The sequence below is a fragment of the Jiella pacifica genome, from assembly GCF_010500815.1.
Taxonomy (GTDB): Bacteria; Pseudomonadota; Alphaproteobacteria; order Rhizobiales; family Rhizobiaceae; genus Jiella; species Jiella pacifica.
Genome location: NZ_JAAAMG010000015.1, coordinates 89,664 through 106,242 on the forward strand (window position 1 = coordinate 89,664; position 16,579 = coordinate 106,242).

General features: G+C 68.4%; 15 protein-coding genes. 9 read left to right on the forward strand and 6 right to left on the reverse strand.

From position 1 onward, the window contains the following. Positions 1-297 precede the first annotated feature (297 nt). Positions 298-867, forward strand: coding sequence for a carboxymuconolactone decarboxylase family protein (locus GTK09_RS17605; protein WP_163464774.1), 570 nt, complete (start codon positions 298-300; stop codon positions 865-867). Between the two features lie 41 nt (positions 868-908). Here GTK09_RS17605 and GTK09_RS17610 read toward each other — a convergent pair whose 3' ends face one another. Then, positions 909-1,424 carry a thermonuclease family protein gene (locus tag GTK09_RS17610; RefSeq protein WP_163464775.1) on the reverse strand — a complete coding sequence of 172 codons (516 nt, stop codon included), beginning with the start codon at positions 1,422-1,424 and terminating at the stop codon, positions 909-911. A 185-nt stretch (positions 1,425-1,609) separates the two neighbouring features. Next, positions 1,610-1,825 carry a DUF1674 domain-containing protein gene (locus tag GTK09_RS17615; protein ID WP_163464824.1) on the reverse strand — a complete coding sequence of 72 codons (216 nt, stop codon included), beginning with the start codon at positions 1,823-1,825 and terminating at the stop codon, positions 1,610-1,612. A gap of 302 nt (positions 1,826-2,127) precedes the next feature. On the opposite strand from GTK09_RS17615, the gene htpX reads away from it, so the two are divergent. From htpX to purH, 6 genes are all read left to right on the forward strand, one after another. After that, positions 2,128-3,237: a zinc metalloprotease HtpX gene (gene htpX / locus GTK09_RS17620; protein ID WP_163464776.1), complete on the forward strand. Its 1,110-nt coding sequence runs from the start codon at positions 2,128-2,130 to the stop codon at positions 3,235-3,237. Positions 3,238-3,278: 41 nt separating this feature from the next. Beyond that, the gene (locus GTK09_RS17625; protein WP_163464777.1) at positions 3,279-4,664 is read left to right on the forward strand and encodes an RsmB/NOP family class I SAM-dependent RNA methyltransferase; all 1,386 of its coding nucleotides are present in this window, start codon (positions 3,279-3,281) and stop codon (positions 4,662-4,664) included. A 286-nt stretch (positions 4,665-4,950) separates the two neighbouring features. Next, positions 4,951-6,639, forward strand: a complete 1,689-nt coding sequence (locus GTK09_RS17630) for a heparinase II/III family protein (protein ID WP_163464778.1) — start codon at positions 4,951-4,953, stop codon at positions 6,637-6,639. 72 nt (positions 6,640-6,711) lie between these two features. Then, positions 6,712-6,930 (forward strand): hypothetical protein, encoded by a 219-nt coding sequence (locus tag GTK09_RS17635; RefSeq protein WP_163464779.1) that lies wholly within the window; start codon positions 6,712-6,714, stop codon positions 6,928-6,930. A gap of 234 nt (positions 6,931-7,164) precedes the next feature. Next, complete coding sequence (locus GTK09_RS17640; RefSeq protein ID WP_163464780.1) at positions 7,165-9,084, forward strand: KUP/HAK/KT family potassium transporter; 1,920 nt, start codon at positions 7,165-7,167, stop codon at positions 9,082-9,084. Between the two features lie 206 nt (positions 9,085-9,290). After that, entirely contained in the window at positions 9,291-10,907 is a 1,617-nt protein-coding gene (purH, locus tag GTK09_RS17645; protein WP_163464781.1) for a bifunctional phosphoribosylaminoimidazolecarboxamide formyltransferase/IMP cyclohydrolase, read from the forward strand. Positions 10,908-11,025: 118 nt separating this feature from the next. On the opposite strand, the gene GTK09_RS17650 is transcribed toward purH, so the two are convergent. The 3 genes from GTK09_RS17650 to chpT all read right to left on the reverse strand — a co-directional run bounded on the left by GTK09_RS17650 (position 11,026) and on the right by chpT (position 13,284). Beyond that, entirely contained in the window at positions 11,026-11,697 is a 672-nt protein-coding gene (locus tag GTK09_RS17650; RefSeq protein WP_312869917.1) for a Uma2 family endonuclease, read from the reverse strand. Positions 11,698-11,912: 215 nt separating this feature from the next. Then, positions 11,913-12,293, reverse strand: a complete 381-nt coding sequence (locus GTK09_RS17655; protein WP_163464783.1) for a response regulator — start codon at positions 12,291-12,293, stop codon at positions 11,913-11,915. A 253-nt stretch (positions 12,294-12,546) separates the two neighbouring features. Beyond that, on the reverse strand, positions 12,547-13,284 hold the full coding sequence (chpT, locus tag GTK09_RS17660) for a histidine phosphotransferase ChpT (RefSeq protein ID WP_246217977.1): 738 nt from the start codon (positions 13,282-13,284) through the stop codon (positions 12,547-12,549). Positions 13,285-13,498: 214 nt separating this feature from the next. On the opposite strand from chpT, the gene GTK09_RS17665 reads away from it, so the two are divergent. Beyond that, complete coding sequence (locus GTK09_RS17665; RefSeq protein ID WP_163464784.1) at positions 13,499-14,089, forward strand: DUF1134 domain-containing protein; 591 nt, start codon at positions 13,499-13,501, stop codon at positions 14,087-14,089. Positions 14,090-14,221: 132 nt separating this feature from the next. After that, a complete protein-coding gene (locus tag GTK09_RS17670; RefSeq protein WP_163464785.1) occupies positions 14,222-15,559 on the forward strand; it encodes a coiled-coil domain-containing protein in 1,338 nt (445 codons plus the stop codon). On the opposite strand, the gene GTK09_RS17675 is transcribed toward GTK09_RS17670, so the two are convergent. Further along, complete coding sequence (locus GTK09_RS17675; RefSeq protein ID WP_163464786.1) at positions 15,544-16,410, reverse strand: TrmH family RNA methyltransferase; 867 nt, start codon at positions 16,408-16,410, stop codon at positions 15,544-15,546. The two genes, GTK09_RS17670 and GTK09_RS17675, sit on opposite strands and share 16 nt — an antisense overlap. Positions 16,411-16,579 lie beyond the last annotated feature (169 nt).

Consider the following 16,579-nt stretch of genomic DNA (forward strand, 5'->3'; position numbering starts at 1 on the left):
GAATGGCCCTCTTCCGCGAGGCGCACAACAATCAACCTGCAGTAGATCCTCGGGACAAGCCCGAGGATGACGACGCGGTGATGTGAGCGGCTGAACGATCACATGTCTTAGCGGTTCGATTGGGCTGGAGCCAGCATCCGCATCGAGCGATCATCCGGCGAGAAGTGTGAATGCGGTAGCCGCAGGCCAGCGGATGAATTTTCGGCAATGGTGCTGGCGGCAGGTGACCCGGCTCTATGTTGCATTGCACAAGAACCGCGACAGCGAAGTGGTTCCCCCAAACGAGAGGACGCCGCCATGCGCCTGCCCCTGATCGCGCCTGCCGATCTCACCGCCGAGCAGAAGCCGCTCTACGACGACATGAAAGCCGGCATCTCCAGCAACTTCAACGCCTTCGAGGCCGTGCGCGAGGACGGCGCGCTGATGGGGCCGTGGAACCCCTGGCTGCACGAGCCGAAGATCGGCGGCGCCATATGGGCGCTGACCAAGGCGATGTCGATGGAGGCGACGCTTCCGGACAATGCCCGACAGATCGCCATTCTCGTCACCGGGGCCCATTTCAACGCCGCCTACGAGATCTACGCTCATGTCGCCGTCGCCGAGAAGGAGGGGATGACCGACGAGCGGCTGTCCACCCTCGTCGCCGGGGTCAAGCCGACCGGGCTGGAAGGCGGCGAGGAGGTCGCCTACGACGTCGCCTGGGCTCTGCTCAACGGCGGCGGCATCCTGCCGCGCCCGACCTATGACCTGGCGGTGAAGACCTTCGGCCAGCATGGCGCGAGCGAGCTGATCTATCTCGTCGGGCTCTACAGCCTGGTGTCGGTGACGCTGAATGGCTTCAACGTGCCGGTTCCCGAGAAGGACTGAGCCGACCAAGCAAAGGCTTCTGGCACCGGCTGGCCGGCGCGTCAGCGGCGGGCAAGCGCGAGGGCGGACGGATCGTCGCCGTGCAGCGCGCCGCTGCGCAGATCCGCATCGGCGCACCAGTTGCGGCGCTTGCCGCCTTTGTAGGGGGCGACGAGCCCTTCCTTCAGGAGGGTCCGCGCGAGATCGTCATTGCCCTTGGCCGAAAGTCTGGCCAGGACGCGGCCGAAATACTTGTCGCCCGAAACGTCGCTGAGGCGCACCTCGCCGGCGCCGACGAGCTCCGTCAGCCGCGCCGTCGCGCGGGCGGCGGCGGCCTTTTCGGCCGCGCATTTGCCCCGCTTTTCCGGCGCGTCGATGCCGCGCAGCCGCACCGCGACATGGACGCTCTGCATCGGCCAGACGAAGGCCTCGACCTCGACCGTGTCGCCGTCACGCACCTTGACGACGTTCGCCGCGACGGGTCCGGCGATCTCGCGCTGATAGGCGGCCTCGCCCGCCAGCCCCGGGCTGGCGGCGGCGACACATCCTATGAGGGCAAGGTACGCGATTGCGCGCATCGGGTCGATGCTCCGGTTGAGAACATCTTCCTATGTATGCGGCGACGCTCGATTCGGCAAGACTGCGAGATTCACAGTGCCGAGATGGGATTGTCGACGGTATGGAGGGCGGGCGAAAGAACGACTCGGTGGAGTTATAGGATGTTCACCCTACAACCCCCGCGAGCTGCCGGTTGCGGGCGATCTCAGAAGTCCGAGATGATGCCGTTCTTCTCCCAGTCGCCGTAGCGGATGGGTTCCGGGCCGTTTCGGCCATTCACCTCTTTCGGCATGTCTTCGGGATGAACGGTTTCGGCCGCGCGCTTGCGACGGCGTTCCTCCGCCTCGGCGAGCGCCCGCTGTGCCGCCTGGGTGAGCTGGCGGCCGCCATGGCTTCCCGGCTGTTCGGAGGAAAGGCGCATCCGATCGAGGATATCGTCTTCCCGATCGACCTTGCCGCTCCTGTCGTCGCTCATCGCCGTTGTCCTCGATGCGGGGTGAATGGTTTTCGCCCCTCACATAGTCGGTGGCGGCGCGGCGCCAAAGCCCCGATCGGCCTGAAAATCGACATGACGGCGACCTTCGACAGGCAGCCGCCGGCCGCCGGGCAATTCGGAGTGACTCCGACGAGACTTTGCTAATATTGAAGCGCGGCCGCGAAAACCCCAGATTTCCGGCAATCGGGCGCAATTCGCCCCTGAACTTCTGGGACGCGGGGTCTCGCATGAGCACGATCAAGACGGCGATGCTGATCGCCTTTCTCACCGCCCTCTTCATGGGCGTCGGTCTTTTGATCGGCGGGCGCGGCGGCATGATGATCGCGCTGGTCATCGCGCTCGGCATGAACCTCTTCGCCTATTGGAACGGCGACAAGATGGTTCTGAAGATGTATGGCGCGCGGCAGGTCGATGCCCGCACGGCGCCGGAATTCTACCGCATCGTCGAGGGGCTGGCGGGCCGCGCCGGCCTGCCGATGCCGCGGGTCTTCGTCATCGACAGCGATCAGCCCAACGCCTTCGCCACCGGCCGTAATCCGCAGAACGCCGCCGTAGCGGCCAGTACGGGGCTTTTGCGGACGCTGAGCGAGGAGGAGATCGCCGCCGTCATGGCCCATGAGCTCGCCCATGTGGAGAACCGCGACACGCTGACCATGACGATCACCGCGACGCTGGCCGGTGCCATCTCGATGCTCGCCAATTTCGGCATGTTCTTCGGCGGCAGCCGCGACAACAACAATCCGCTCGGCTTCGTCGGCGTCCTTGTCGCGATCATCGTCGCGCCGCTGGCGGCGATGATGGTGCAGATGGCCGTCAGCCGGACGCGCGAATACGAGGCCGACCGGCGCGGCGCCGAAATCTGCGGCGAGCCCAGGTGGCTCGCCTCGGCGCTCGGCAAGATCGCCGGCGCGGTGCGCCAGCGGCCCAACTGGAGCGCCGAGCGCAATCCCGCGACGGCCCACATGTTCATCATCAATCCCCTGAACGGTCAGCGTATGGACAGTCTGTTCTCCACCCATCCGGCGACGGAAAACCGCATTGCCGCGCTGAACCAGCTGGCGGCCGAGATGGGTGGCGGGGCTCTCGGATATGAGCGCCAGGAGCGGCTCGGCCGGGACCGGGCTGGCAGCCGGGCGGTCGCCGCCGACGGACGCGGGCCGCGGGCGCCATGGGGAAGGGCGGCTTCCGGCGGCGCCAAGGCCGGCCCCTGGGATGGACGGCCCTATGACCCGAGCAAGGACGACGACGATGACAAGCGGCCTGGACCGTGGGGCCGCGGTGGCACCGGCCGAGGCCCGTCGGGCAATCGTTCGTCGCGCAAGGGGCCCTGGGGTTGAGCGCGGGGAAAGGGTCGCATCCGAAAGACGGGGCAGGCAGCATGAAGGCAGCGACCGGGCGCGGCGGCGGCAAGGCCGCTCGCCCTCACACCCCTCGCGACGTCGACGACCGACCGGGGCTCGCGGCCCGTCAGGTGGCGGCGCGGCTCATGGCCGCCGTCATCGACAAGCAGACCTCGCTCGACGGCCTGACCGACGCCGCGACCGGCCACCCGCATCTGCGCCAGCTGGAGCCGCGGGACCAGGCGCTGGTCAAGGCGATCCTCACCTCGGCCCTGAGATTTCGCGGCACCATCGAGGCGGAGATCGCAGCAAGGCTCGAACGGCCGCTGCCTTCGGGCGCGGCCTCGCTGCGGCATGTCCTGCATGTCGGCGCGGCGCAGATCCTCTGCCTCGACGTGCCGGATTCGGCGGCGGTCGACCTCGCGGTCGCCAGCGCCAATGCCGATCCGCGCGCCGCGCGCTTTTCCGGGCTCGTCAACGCCGTCCTGCGTCGGATCGCCCGGGAGGCGAAGCGCCTGCCAGACCTTCAGGCCGATCCGCGCCAGAACTGCCCGGATTGGCTGTGGGGCCGGCTCGTCGAACAATACGGCTCGGAGCGCGCCGCCGGCATCGCCGGCGCCCATCTCGCCCGCGCGCCCATCGACCTGACGGTGAAAACCGACGTGCGAGGCTGGGCGGCGCGCCTCGGCGGGCGGGCGATCGGCACTCATTCGGTGCGGCTCGCCGCGATCGAGGGCCCGATTTCGGGGCTCGACGGCTTCGAGGCGGGGGAATGGTGGGTGCAGGACGTCGCCGCGGCGCTGCCCGTCCGGCTGTTCGGCGATGTGGCGGGCAAGCGCGTCGCCGATCTGTGCGCGGCGCCGGGCGGCAAGACGGCGCAGCTCGCTGCCGCCGGCGCCCGCGTGACGGCGCTCGACCAGTCGTCCTCCCGCATCCGGCGGCTGAAGGAAAATCTCGGGCGCCTCGGCCTTTCCGCCGAGACGCTGACCGGCGACGTCATGGCGTTCGAGCCGGACCAGCGCTTCGAGGCGGTGCTTCTCGACGCGCCCTGCTCGTCGACCGGCACCATCCGCCGCCACCCGGACGTTGCCTATACCAAGGACGATGCGGAGATCGACAAGCTGGCCGGCCTTCAGCTGCGCCTTCTGACCCGGGCGGCGGATCTCGTCGAAGCCGGCGGCATGCTCGTCTTCGCCAACTGCTCGACCGACGGGCGGGAGGGGGAAGACGTCGCCCGCGCTTTCCTGCAAGCGCGGCCAGACTATGCGCTTGAGCCGGTCGCTCCGGCCGAGCTCGAAGGCTTCGAATTCGCCGTCTCGCCGGCAGGGATCCTGCGCACGACGCCCGAGATGCTGGGCGGCGGCGAGGCGGGCGGCGGGCTCGACGGCTTCTTCGCCGCAAGGTTCAGGCGCGAAACAGCTTGATTTTCCCTACGGTCGCGGCTCACATTCCCTTGCGGTAGTCACGGGACTTAAGGGTTTGTTTACCCTATTGGCAGAAACTTGGCGCAAGACGAGCCGCGAGGGATCCTTACCGGGCCCGCGCGGTACCGCCGCAGCGCGAGGAACGGACCGGATCTTCGGCACCGACGACGCGTCGTGTGAATGAGGAGCGTCCTTTGTGCGTCCCGTCGGGCGCACGGCGCTAGGCCGCCCGGGCACGACGTCGCGGGAGCCCGGCCGGGCTGAGCATGGGGTGATCGGAGTGTCGATGTCCTTGGCGGACAAGCCGCAGATCGCGGTTCTGACGATTCAGGAGGCCTGGCGCCGCCTTCGCCGGCGGCTGCGCAACGGGCCGATCCATCGTCTGCGCTTTTCCGGCGCCGGCCCCGATCGTCTCGCCGTGGTGCCGCCGACCTTGTTTCAGGGCGATCCGTTCATTGCCGAGGCGATCTATGGCGGCCGCTTCCTCTTCGCCGGGCGACTGGTGGAAGCCGGCCGCGGCTCGATCTTCCAGCTTGCACCGCCGACCGCAGAGTTCGCCGCCGAGCTGCACGGTTTTGCCTGGCTTTCCCACCATGCGGCCGCCGCCGACGCGCTGTCCGCGCAGAACGCCCGCGCGCTGGTTGCCGACTGGCTCCGCTTTTCCGCTGGCCGTCTCGGCGGCGCGGCCTTCGAGCCGGAAGTGGCGGCGCGGCGGGTGATCGCCTGGCTGAGCCATGCGGACCTTTTGCTCGGCTCGGCCGAATACGATTTCTATCGTCGGTTTTTGAAGAGCCTGACGATCCAGACCCGCTATCTGCGTTCGATCGCCCAGGAGGCGCCGGTCGGCCTGCCGCGGCTGACGGTGCGCATGGCGCTCGCTCTTTCCGCACTCTGCCTGCCGGGTCCGTCGGGGAGGATGCGGGCCGCAGCCCAGCAGCTCGCCGACGAGCTCGACAGGCAGATCCTGCCCGACGGCGGCCATGTCAGTCGCGATCCGGCGGCTCTGGCGACGATCCTCGGCGACCTTCTCCCGATCCGCGAGACGCTGCAGGGCCAGGGCCAGCCGGTGCCGAAGGGGATCTACTCGGCGATCGACCGGATGCTGCCGGCGCTGCGCTTCTTCCGCCACACCGACGGCACGCTGGCGCTGTTCAACGGCACCGGCTGCTCGAACATGCAGCTGATGGCGGCGCTGATGCGCTTCGACGAGACCCTCGGCGAACCGCTGTCGCATGCGCGCCACTCCGGCTACCACCGCCTTGCCACAGGCGGCACCGTGGTGATCGCCGACACCGGCTGCCCGCCGCCGGTGGCGCTGTCGCGCAACGCCCATGCCGGGACGCTGGCCTTCGAATTGTCCTCGGCGGCGGCGCGGATCGTCGTCAATTGCGGCTCGCCGCAGGCGGGCCAGGCGGCGCTGAAGCGGCTCTCCCGCTCGACGGCGGCCCATTCGACGGTGACGATCGGCGACCGTTCCTCCTCGCGCTTCGCCGGCCAGCCGCATCTCGACCGCTTCCTCGGCTCGCCGCTGGTGCCCGGCCCCACCAACGTCCAGCTGGACGAAATCGTCGGCGAAGGCGATCGCACCACCGGTTTCGAGGCGACCCATGACGGCTACGACCGCGACCTCGGCTACCTCCACACCCGCCGCCTCGAACTGGAAAACGACGGCTGGACGCTGTCTGGCCGCGACCGGCTTACCCCGACCCGCAGGCCGCGGGGGCGGGAGGAAGCGCGCGAGGCGGCGCTACGCTTTCATCTTCATCCGCAGGTCAGCGTCGAGACGATCGGCGACATCGCGCGGCTGTCGATGCGCGGCCAGACCTGGCGTTTTGCCGTGGATCGGCCGTTCACCATCGAAGATTCCATTCTGTTCGCCGACAGTTCCGGCCCGCGCCGGACGCTGCAAATCGTCGTCACCGTCGATCCGGGCCTGACGCCGGAGATTTGCTGGAGCTTCGAACGCCTGTCCTGAGGGGCGGGCGACCCGGCAACGGCCGGCCGGCGGGGCTGGATCTCGCCGGCAGGAAGCCCACTTGCCGGTTCCATGACCGTCCGCGCGTTCCTCTTCCTCGCCGCACTCGTCCCGCTGGTCGGCCTTGCCGGCTGCGGCGGGATGAACCGCGCCGTGACCGCTTTGCCGAAGACGTTCGACGACCTCGGGGAGAAGACCGCGCGGCTGCGCGGCGCGGGATCCGGGGATGATTCACGCCCGGTGCGGCAGGAATCGGCGGGCCGGCGCGACGATCCTGCTTCCTCTCGGTGAACCGAATGCCGGGACGAACGTTGCTGCGCTCGTAAATCCTGCTTCCAATCCCTAGATCGTGACGAGGAAAGGGTCTATCGACGCCCCGCGGATGAACGGGGCGATGCCCGACGAGGCCGGTCCACCGACGGCTGCGACGCCGCTTCCCGCGATACCCCCACAAGTTCCGACGATTTCGGGCCGCCCAAAGCGGGTCGCCCCTGTAACGGAGTACGGCCGCCCGGCCGCTCGATCATGATCGACACCCCCATCGGCGGGTCGAAGACCGCACCGGTCTCCAGGCTCGGCCAGCATTCCAGCCGGCAGATGACGCTCACCCTCGGCGCCCTCGGCGTCGTCTTCGGGGATATCGGCACGAGCCCCCTCTACGCCTTCAAGGTCGCCATCGACGCCGCCGGTGGCCCCACCCCGGAAGCGGTCTTCGGCGTCCTGTCGCTGATCGTCTGGGCGCTCGTCCTCGTCGTCACGGCGAAATATCTGTTCTGGATCCTCAGGGTCGACAATGCCGGCGAGGGCGGCATCCTGGCCCTCGCCGCGCTGCTGCGGCTCGACCGGCCGCGCGGGCTGAAACCGCACACGGTCGTCCTTCTCGCCATCGCGCTGGCGGGCGGGGCGCTGCTCTTCGGCGATGCGGTGCTGACCCCCGCGATCTCGGTGCTCTCGGCCGTCGAGGGGCTCGGCGAGATCACCACCAGCCTCGATCATCTGATCGTGCCGGTGGCGCTCGCCATCATCGTCGGCCTGTTCGCCGCCCAGCTTCTCGGGGCGGGGCGGATCGGCAAGGCCTTCGGGCCGGTGATGCTCGTCTGGTTCGCCATGCTGGCGATCTCCGGCGGCATCCAGATCGTCAAGGTGCCGGCGGTGCTGGAGGCGGTGTCGCCGCATTACGCCCTGTTCTATCTCGTCGGCCATCCGGCCACCGCCGCGGCGATCTGTGGCGCCGTCTTCCTGGCGGTGACCGGCGGCGAGGCGCTCTATGCCGATCTCGGCCAGTTCGGCCGGCAGGCGATCACCCGCGCCTGGGTCTTCGTCGCCTTTCCGGCCCTCATCATCAACTATTTCGGCCAGGGCGCCCTGGTCCTCTCCGGGACTGCCGTCGGCGAGAGCACCTTCTACGGCCTGTTCGGCGGCGCCGTTCTGCCCTTCGCGGTGGTTCTGGCGACGCTCGCCTCGATCATCGCCTCCCAGGCGGTGATCACCGGCATCGCCAGCCTTGCCAGCCAGTCGATGCGGCTCGACTTCCTGCCGTCGATGCGGATCCGCTATTTCTCGGCCACCAATCCGCATGATCTCCTGGCGCCGGGGGTCAACACCCTGGTCGGGGTCTGTACGGCCATCGTCGTCCTCTCCTTCGGCTCGTCGGATGCTTTGTCCAACGCCTATGGCATCGCCGTCGCCGGCGCGATGGCGAGCACCACGGCGCTCTATCTCGCCTACCGGCTGCAGCAGAAGGGCCGGGGCGTCTGGCGCGTCGTCTCGATCGCCGTAACGGTGCTTTTCCTGCTCCTCGACGTCGCCTTCGTCGCCGCCAATCTCGGCAAGATCGAGGGTGGAGGCCTCTTGCCCATCGGCCTTGCCGCCGCGGTGGTCTTTCTCGCCGTGTCCTGGCGGTTCGGCCAGATGCGCATGGGAACGCTGCAGGAGGGCGACGAGCAGGACCTGCGCGACTACATCAAGGCCTGCGGCAACCGGCCGCCGACGACCCAGCGGGCGGCGGTCTTCCTGGTCCGACGCGGCGCCAGTGTGCCGCGGGCCCTGGCGGAGCTCAACGAACTGACCGAAACGCGCTTCGCCAAGACGATCCTCGTCAGCGTCAGGACCTGGGCAATCCCGCGGGTGTCGCAGGACGAGCGGATCCAGCGCACGCAGATCCGGCCGGGGCTTTCGCGGATCGTCGTCAGCGTCGGCTACATGCAGCGCATCAACCTGCCCTCGCTGATCGCCGCCGAGCTCCAGGGCCTCGGCGTCGATCCGGACGAGTCGGTCTACATCGCGGGGCTGGAGCGCCCGGTGCCGCCGCCGCTCTTCGCCAAGCCGGAGGGGTTGTTCCTTGCCGCCTATGCGGTGATGGCGCGGCTGGCGCTGCGGCCGCCGGACCGCTTCATGCTGCCGCCCTCGCGCACCCTCGAAGTCGGCATGCCGCGCTATCTGTGAGGCGTGAGCGCCGGCGCGGCGCGCCGCGCGGGGCAGGGAAGGCCGCGAGGGCATCGTCCGGCGCGCCCTCGCCATTGCCGCGACGCGGCGGGCCGACTATCAGGGGAAGAGATCCCGCGCGGGTTCCGCCGAGCCGCCGCCAAGGCCGGCGATGCACCGAGCGCCGCGAAGACATCCACCGAGCCAGCCTGCCGAGGAAGCCTGCAATGTCCGTCCAAGCCAACGCCACGCCGCTGCCCGACCGCGTCCGCATCCGCCGCGCCTTGCTGTCGGTCTCCGACAAGACCGGACTGGTGGAATTTTCAAAGGGCCTCGCGGCGCTCGGCGTCGAACTGGTCTCGACCGGCGGGACGTCGAAGACCCTGGCGGAAGCGGGGCTCGCCGTCCGCGACGTTTCCGAGCTGACGGGCTTTCCGGAGATCATGGACGGACGGGTGAAGACGCTGCATCCCGGCGTTCATGGCGGCCTCCTTGGCATTCGCGGCGACGCGGCGCACCGGCAGGCGATGGACGAGCACGGCATCGCCGGGATCGACCTTCTCGTCGTCAATCTCTATCCCTTCGAGGAAACCCGCGCCTCCGGTGCTTCCCGTGAAACCATCGTCGAGAACATCGACATCGGCGGCCCCGCGATGATCCGCGCCGGGGCGAAGAACCACGGCTATGTCGCGGTCGTCGTCGATCCGGCTGATTACGGCGAGGTTCTCGCCGGCCTCGAAGCGAATGGCGGCGAGACCGACATCGCGCTGCGCCGGACGCTTGCCGGCCGCGCTTTCGCCCGCACGGCGGCCTATGACGCGGCGGTCTCCGGCTGGTTCGCCGAGAGCCTCGGCGAGACGACGCCGAAACGCATCGCCATCGCCGGGGAACTCGCCGAGGCGCTGCGCTACGGCGAGAACCCGCACCAGTCGGCCGGCTTCTACCGGACCGGCGAAAGCCGCTCGGGCGTCGCCACGGCACGGCAGCTGCAGGGCAAGGCGCTCTCCTACAACAACATCAACGACACCGACGCCGCCTTCGAGCTGGTCGGCGAGTTCGATCCCGCCCGCACGGCGGCCGTCGCGATCATCAAGCACGCCAATCCCTGCGGCGTCGCGGAAGGGGGCGATCTCGTCGCCGCCTACAAGGCGGCGCTCGCCTGCGATCCCGTCTCGGCCTTCGGTGGCATCGTCGCGCTCAACCGGCGGCTCGATGCCCGCACGGCGGAAGCGATCGTCAAGGTGTTCACCGAGGTGATCATCGCGCCCGAGGCCGACGACGAAGCGATCGCCATCGTCGCGGCGAAGAAGAATCTGCGTCTTTTGATCACCGGCGGGCTGCCGGACCCGCGCGCTGCGGGGCGCTTCGTCAAATCGGTGGCCGGTGGGCTCCTCGTCCAGTCGCGCGACAATGGCGTCGTCGACGATCTCGATCTGAAGGTGGTGACCAAGCGGGCGCCGAGCGCGGCGGAACTGTCGGACCTGCGTTTTGCTTTCCGGGTCGCCAAGCACGTCAAGTCCAACACCATCGTCTATGCCAAGGGCGGCGCGACGGTCGGCATTGGCGCCGGGCAGATGAGCCGGGTGGATTCGGCCCGGATCGCCGCCCGCAAGGCCGAGGATGCGGCCAAGGCGGCCGGCGCGGACAAGCCCGCCACCATCGGCTCGGTGGTTGCCTCCGACGCCTTCTTCCCCTTTGCCGACGGCCTCTTGTCGGCCGTTGAGGCGGGCGCCACGGCGGTCATCCAGCCGGGCGGCTCGATGCGCGACGACGAGGTCATCGCCGCGGCCGACGAGCACGGCCTCGCCATGGTGCTGACGGGCATGCGGCATTTCCGGCATTGAAACGCGGCTGGCTTTCGGTGCCAGGCGGGAGACGGAAGGGCGGACGCGTCGGCGTCTTGCCCTGGGTCTCGAAATCGGACGGGCGCTCGGTGGTGTCAGGGAGGTCCTTGCCCCGCTATCAGGGCGCGATTTTCGACGCCGTTCGCAAGGCGGGGGTTCTGAAGTAAATGTCGGCGACCTTGCATTTCAGCCCGAAATCCGGAAGCGCGATCTCGTCGTCCGGCGAATCGTAGCGTGACTCGATCCAGCCCTGATCGGTTCGGATCAGGGCCATCACCGCTATCTCGCTCTGGTCGACCACGAGGATCGCCATGCAGGATGGCAGATTTCGGTACCCCTCGAGCTTGATGTCGATCTTCGGGCGAGCAGATCCGGCGATGGGCTTTCGATCGCTCGGGCTGACGACTTCCACCGCAAGATGACAGGTTGCCGTGCTGGTGAGGCCTTCCTGGAGGTCGGCCTCGTCGAGGACGGCGACGTCCGGGACGTAGTTGCCGCCTCCCACGATGCCGGCCGCTTCCATGACGATCGTCACTTCCCTGCAGGCGAGCAGATCCGGAAGGACGTTCGCCAAGGCATCGTTGAGCAGGCGTTCGATGTTCGAGGCGATGACCGAGTGAGGAATGGTGGGCGTGGCTTGCATGACGAAAAGCCCGTCGATCAGTTCCCACGTTTCTCCTTCGGGCCTGCTTGCCACGAAGTCGTCGAATGTCGATGCCGAAAGATGCTCTGGCATGGATTGTGACGGCAATCCCATGACCGGACCTCCCTGGTGACCCCGTTCCGTCATTCGTTAGCACGACGCGGTTGTCGCGTCGCGATCAGATGTTCCGTTGGGCCGAGTGTCGGTCCTACGCCCGTCTCGCCTCGGCGCTGGCGCGCGATATCGGCGTCCTAGACTCCGCAGCGAGACGGGCGCGGTGCAAGGAGACGGCTCAATCCGCCGGAAGCGCTTTCGCGCGTTTCGTGCAGCGACGCCCTTCTAAAAAAGGCGAGAAGTCGTCCTCAGGCCAGCACCGTTTCCGGTTCCATGAAGCGCTTGAGGACGGCGTCCAGCGCCGCCCGGTCGAAGGGCTTGTAGAGGTAGCATTCGACGCCGGCCCGTTTCAGCCGGGTCATCAGTCCGAGATTGGCCTCGACGATCATCGCCACCAGGTGGGTGGAGCTTCCCGCCCGTTCGCGCACCGCCTTGATCTCCTCGACGACCGCCTTGTCGCGGGCGCTGACGCCGACGACGAGGATGTCCGGGGCGCCGTGGTTGTCGATCCAGGCCAGGGCCTCGCCCGGCTTTTCCAGCGTGTCGACGTCGAGACCCTCGCGGCTGAGCAGCCGGAAGGCGATCTTGCGGATGACCGGCGCCTCGTCGATGATCAGACAGGTCTTCATGGGCTCATCCTTTCGACACGGCCGGGCTGGTTCGCGATCCCTCCAGGTGGAAGACGGCCACCCGAAGCCACGGCGGCATCGGCGAGACACCCCGGCGGTGGCAGCGAAAGAGCGCGGCCGGCTTCGGAGTGGAATCGCCCGCCCCGGCAACGCAACGTAACCCGACGGCTTTTCCGAATGGTTGAGAGAAACGGCTAACGTTGGGTAAAATCCGGCCGGTATTCCGGATGGCAGGGCGACGGCGCCCGCGGGCCTATGCGGCCGGCGCGGGACCCGGCCCGGCGGGCTCGTTTGCGGTCGCGGCCGCCTTGGGGCCGATCTTGAAGACGACGCGGTCGTCGGTCTTCTCGTAGGTCACGGCGAGGCCGGATTCCTCGGCGAGGAACAGCGTGTAGTAGGGCTGGATCGCCTGGGCGTCCATCGCCTCCTCGCCCATGGTGCCGTCGAGCATCGCGACGAGCCGCTGCTGCATCCGGATCCGGTCGCCGGTCGCGGTGATGGTGGCGCCGAAGGGTTCGATGCCGTCGATCTGGACGTGGACCTTGCCGCCGCGGCTGATCGAGGCGCTCGCCATGACGATCAGGTTGAGGACGATCTTGGCGCAGTTCTTCGGAACGTAGCCCGGCTCGCCCTCCCAGACGAGGCTCGGTTTCTCGTGCTCCATGTAGCCGGTCGCCACCGTCTTGGCGTCGTTGAGGTCGATCATCGCGGTCTGCGAGCCGGCGGCGCCGAAGGCGATCCGGGCGAACTGCAGCTTGGCGACCGCCGACTTCAGCGACGAGCGGACGAGCTGCATCGATTCCTTGTCGCCCGGCATGTCGTCGAGGAGTTCCAGCCCGCTCTGGATGCCGAAGACCGGCGAGATGATGTCGTGGCAGAGGCGGCTCGACAGGAGCGCCGCAAGATCGGCCGCGGAGATGGGAGGCAGGCTGGTCATGGTCGAACCGTCCGCTGGTTGGGCGATTTTCGTCTGATCGAATTGGCGAATCATCGCCCGTGATGTTCCTCGACCATGATTCCAAGGCGGGTGGCCGTCAACCGAGCCCGGGCGAAACGCGTCGAAGCGCCGCCACGAGATCGAGAAACGTCACCTTCTCGACGGTTCGTTAGTGTTTCGGAAACCACGATCGGCGCAAAATGCGCGAAAGCGGGATTTTGACCGCGTTTTTCGCCGAAACGATCAATCCTCGCGAAAGGAATGGATCATGCGCTCGATCGTCGGAACGTTTCGCAGCCTCGCCGCCGCGGCCCTCATCGGCCTTGCGGCGACGACCGGCTCCACCGCTCCCGCCACCGCCCAGGTCGCGGCGCAGGAAGGCTACACCATGGACGAGGTGGTCGGGACCGGCCACCGCTTCTTCGGCACCACCTCCGGCGGCCTCGCCCAGCTGCTCGAGCGGGCCTTCCAGAGCTACGGCCTGCCGAACGGCTACATCCTCGGCCAGGAAGCGGCCGGTGCCTTCTTCGGCGGTCTGCGCTTCGGCGAGGGCACACTCTACACCAAGAATGCCGGCCAGCGGCGGATCTTCTGGCAGGGGCCGTCGCTCGGCTTCGACGTCGGCGGCGACGGGGCGCGGACGATGATGCTGGTCTACAACCTGCCCAGCATCGAATCGGTCTATGGCCGCTTCGGCGGGGTTTCCGGCAGCGCCTATCTGGTCGGCGGGCTCGGCATGACGGTGCTCGCCCGCGACAACGTCCTGCTGGTGCCCGTGAAGACGGGCGTCGGGGCGCGGCTCGGCCTCAATCTCGGCTATCTGAAGTTGACCCCGATGCCGACCTGGAATCCGTTCTGATTTCGGGGGGCCGCGGCGTGACGCATTCACCATAGCGAGTTGTCTTTATTGCGCAGGAGGGCGCCAGGACGCGCATTTGGCGAGCTTTTGCTCTATATGTCGGGGTGAAGGACGAGAACCCCCGGATATGAGATGATCGCCACCGCCCTGACCTTCGTGTTCGGCTTCCTCGCGGCGACGCTGATCGCGCTCGTCGTCTCGCCGCTATTCTGGTCGCGGACGCGCCGTCTCGCGCTGAGAGAATACCAAGCCAGCATTCCCGCTTCCGCCCGGGAGGTCCGCGCCAGCCTCGACCACGTTCGGGCCGAAGCGGCGCTCACCGCCCGTCGCCGCGAGATGAAGGCCGAGGCCGAGATCGAGAAGGCGGCGCTCGCCCGCATCGAGGCGGGACGGCTGGCGGGGGAAAACGCCGAACTGCGGGCGCGCAATGCGGCGCTCTCGGGTACGCTCGGCGATATGAGCGGTGAACTCCGGGACGCCAGCGAACAGCTCGCCCTGCGTGATGAAGAGATCGAGGAGCTGGGCGCCGAATTGCGGGCTCTTTCCCACGATTTCGACCTGAAATCCGACGAACTCGAGGCGCTCGACGCCCGCTTTGCCGACCTCGGCGCGATCGCCGACGAACGCCGGGCGACGATCGAGGAGCAGGACTTGCGGATCGAGGAGCTGTCCGACGCGCTGCGCGAGGCCGAACGCGAAAGACGCGAGGCCGGCAAGGCGCTCGAGCGCCTGCGTAGCGAGGCAGGTGTGCTCGAGGCGCATCTCGCCAAGGAGCGGAACGCCGTGAAGCGCCTCGACGACAAGGTCGCCCGGCTGACCGGCCAGCTGGCCGAGCGGGACGAGCAGATCGCCCGGCTGCTCGGCGAGGCGGCGAGTTCGGCAGCCGCGTATTCCTCCGACGACCATGCCGAGGTCGAGGCCGCGGAAGCCTTCCGCCTCGACGAGGGCCGGAATCGGCAGGGCGAGGGGCGCCTCCAGGTGCGGCCCGCCATCCGCCCCGCTTTCGGTCGCAGGAGCGACGAAGCCGCCGCGCCTGCGAGCCGGCATGGAGAGACAGGACGAGAACCCGCCGGAAAAGCAGTCGAAGAACCCGAGGGCGACGTCGCGATCGCCGCAGAGGGCCCTGCATCGCCGGCGCTTTCGCCGCAACCTGCCGGTCCCAAGGATCGGCCGAATGCGAACCGCGAGCCGGAGCCCGTCCCCTCCCTCGCCATGCGGCTCGGCCTGCCCGAACGGCCGGAATTTGCCGACGATCTCGGTGATGGCGAGCTGCGCGACAAGGTCGGCGAACTTGCGGCGAAGGTCGTGGCGCTCACCGCCGAGCGAGAAGGCGCACGCTCGCCGCTCGACGCCATCCTCGATGCCGAAGCGACGATGGCGATGCCGCGGCGGCACGATGCCGCCGGCCCGTCGCTGGCCGAGAGGGTGCGGCGGCTGCGCCAGGAGGCGCGCGATCACGCCGCCGAATAAAGCCGCGACAACACGATCGCCGCACTCGTCGCGACGTTGAGGCTGTCGATGCCGGGCGCCATCGCGATCCGGGCCGTCTCCGTCTGGGCGAGAAGCGATTCGGGGAGCCCTCGGCCCTCGCTGCCGAGGAGAAGCGCCAGCCCTTCGCCGGGCTTCAGCTCGGCAAGGTCGACCGTGCCCCGCGGCGACAGGGCGATCGGGCGATGACCGGAGCGCTCCAGAGCCTTCCAGATCGCCTGAACGTCGGCACCATGGTGGAACGGCAGCGTCAGGGCCGTGCCGACCGAGACGCGGATCGCCTTGCGGTAGAGCGGATGGCACGACGCTCCGTCGAGGAGGAGGCCGGACGCGCCGAAGGCGGCGGCGTTGCGGAACAGGGCGCCGACATTGTCGTGGTTGGCAAGGCCGATGGCGACGACAAGCGGGGCGCCCGCACGCCGCGAGCGCGCGAGAAACTCCGCCAGTTCGGCCGTCTCCCCGCCATCTTTCGCCGACTCTCCGGCACGTTGCCGGGCGTTGCGATCGACGGCATGGGCGAGGACGCCGCGATGGATGGCAAATCCTGCCACCGTGTCCATGACCGCGCGTTCGGCGGCGAAGATCGGCACGTCGTGCGGGACCAGCGCCAGCCGGTCGGCGATCCCCGCGACACGGCTTTTCAGGAGGAACAGGCTGGTCGGGCGGAAGCGTTCGGAGCGCAGGAGATGATCGAGGACGACGGTGCCCTCGGCGATGAAGCCGCTGCGGGCGACGAGATCGCGCTCGCGGATGTCGAGATAGTCGGCGATGCGGGGGTCGGCGGCATCGTCGATGTCGACGAGGCGGGCGGCGAGGTCGGGCGCAAGGGTCATGGTTTTTTCCTACGGCATCGGCGTCGTAGAATTAAGAGCCTGCCGGCAACCGGCACCGGCTCATCCCGCCCCACCTGCCGATCTCTCGCCCACGGAGATCAGGCAGCTTCGCAGCTCGCGCCCGTCATCCGGCCGCCGATGGGCGTGGCAACGGTTGAAGGCGCGCTGA

Excerpts from the sequence above, each read along its gene's own strand:
- GTK09_RS17605 (WP_163464774.1), top strand. The coding sequence starts at position 298 with ATGCGCCTGCCCCTGATCGCGCCTGCCGATCTCACCGCCGAGCAGAAG.
- GTK09_RS17610 (WP_163464775.1), bottom strand. The coding sequence starts at position 1,424 with ATGCGCGCAATCGCGTACCTTGCCCTCATAGGATGTGTCGCCGCCGCC.
- GTK09_RS17615 (WP_163464824.1), bottom strand. The coding sequence starts at position 1,825 with ATGCGCCTTTCCTCCGAACAGCCGGGAAGCCATGGCGGCCGCCAGCTC.
- htpX (WP_163464776.1), top strand. The coding sequence starts at position 2,128 with ATGAGCACGATCAAGACGGCGATGCTGATCGCCTTTCTCACCGCCCTC.
- GTK09_RS17625 (WP_163464777.1), top strand. The coding sequence starts at position 3,279 with ATGAAGGCAGCGACCGGGCGCGGCGGCGGCAAGGCCGCTCGCCCTCAC.
- GTK09_RS17630 (WP_163464778.1), top strand. The coding sequence starts at position 4,951 with ATGTCCTTGGCGGACAAGCCGCAGATCGCGGTTCTGACGATTCAGGAG.
- GTK09_RS17635 (WP_163464779.1), top strand. The coding sequence starts at position 6,712 with ATGACCGTCCGCGCGTTCCTCTTCCTCGCCGCACTCGTCCCGCTGGTC.
- GTK09_RS17640 (WP_163464780.1), top strand. The coding sequence starts at position 7,165 with ATGATCGACACCCCCATCGGCGGGTCGAAGACCGCACCGGTCTCCAGG.
- purH (WP_163464781.1), top strand. The coding sequence starts at position 9,291 with ATGTCCGTCCAAGCCAACGCCACGCCGCTGCCCGACCGCGTCCGCATC.
- GTK09_RS17650 (WP_312869917.1), bottom strand. The coding sequence starts at position 11,697 with ATGACGGAACGGGGTCACCAGGGAGGTCCGGTCATGGGATTGCCGTCA.
- GTK09_RS17655 (WP_163464783.1), bottom strand. The coding sequence starts at position 12,293 with ATGAAGACCTGTCTGATCATCGACGAGGCGCCGGTCATCCGCAAGATC.
- chpT (WP_246217977.1), bottom strand. The coding sequence starts at position 13,284 with ATGATTCGCCAATTCGATCAGACGAAAATCGCCCAACCAGCGGACGGT.
- GTK09_RS17665 (WP_163464784.1), top strand. The coding sequence starts at position 13,499 with ATGCGCTCGATCGTCGGAACGTTTCGCAGCCTCGCCGCCGCGGCCCTC.
- GTK09_RS17670 (WP_163464785.1), top strand. The coding sequence starts at position 14,222 with ATGATCGCCACCGCCCTGACCTTCGTGTTCGGCTTCCTCGCGGCGACG.
- GTK09_RS17675 (WP_163464786.1), bottom strand. The coding sequence starts at position 16,410 with ATGACCCTTGCGCCCGACCTCGCCGCCCGCCTCGTCGACATCGACGAT.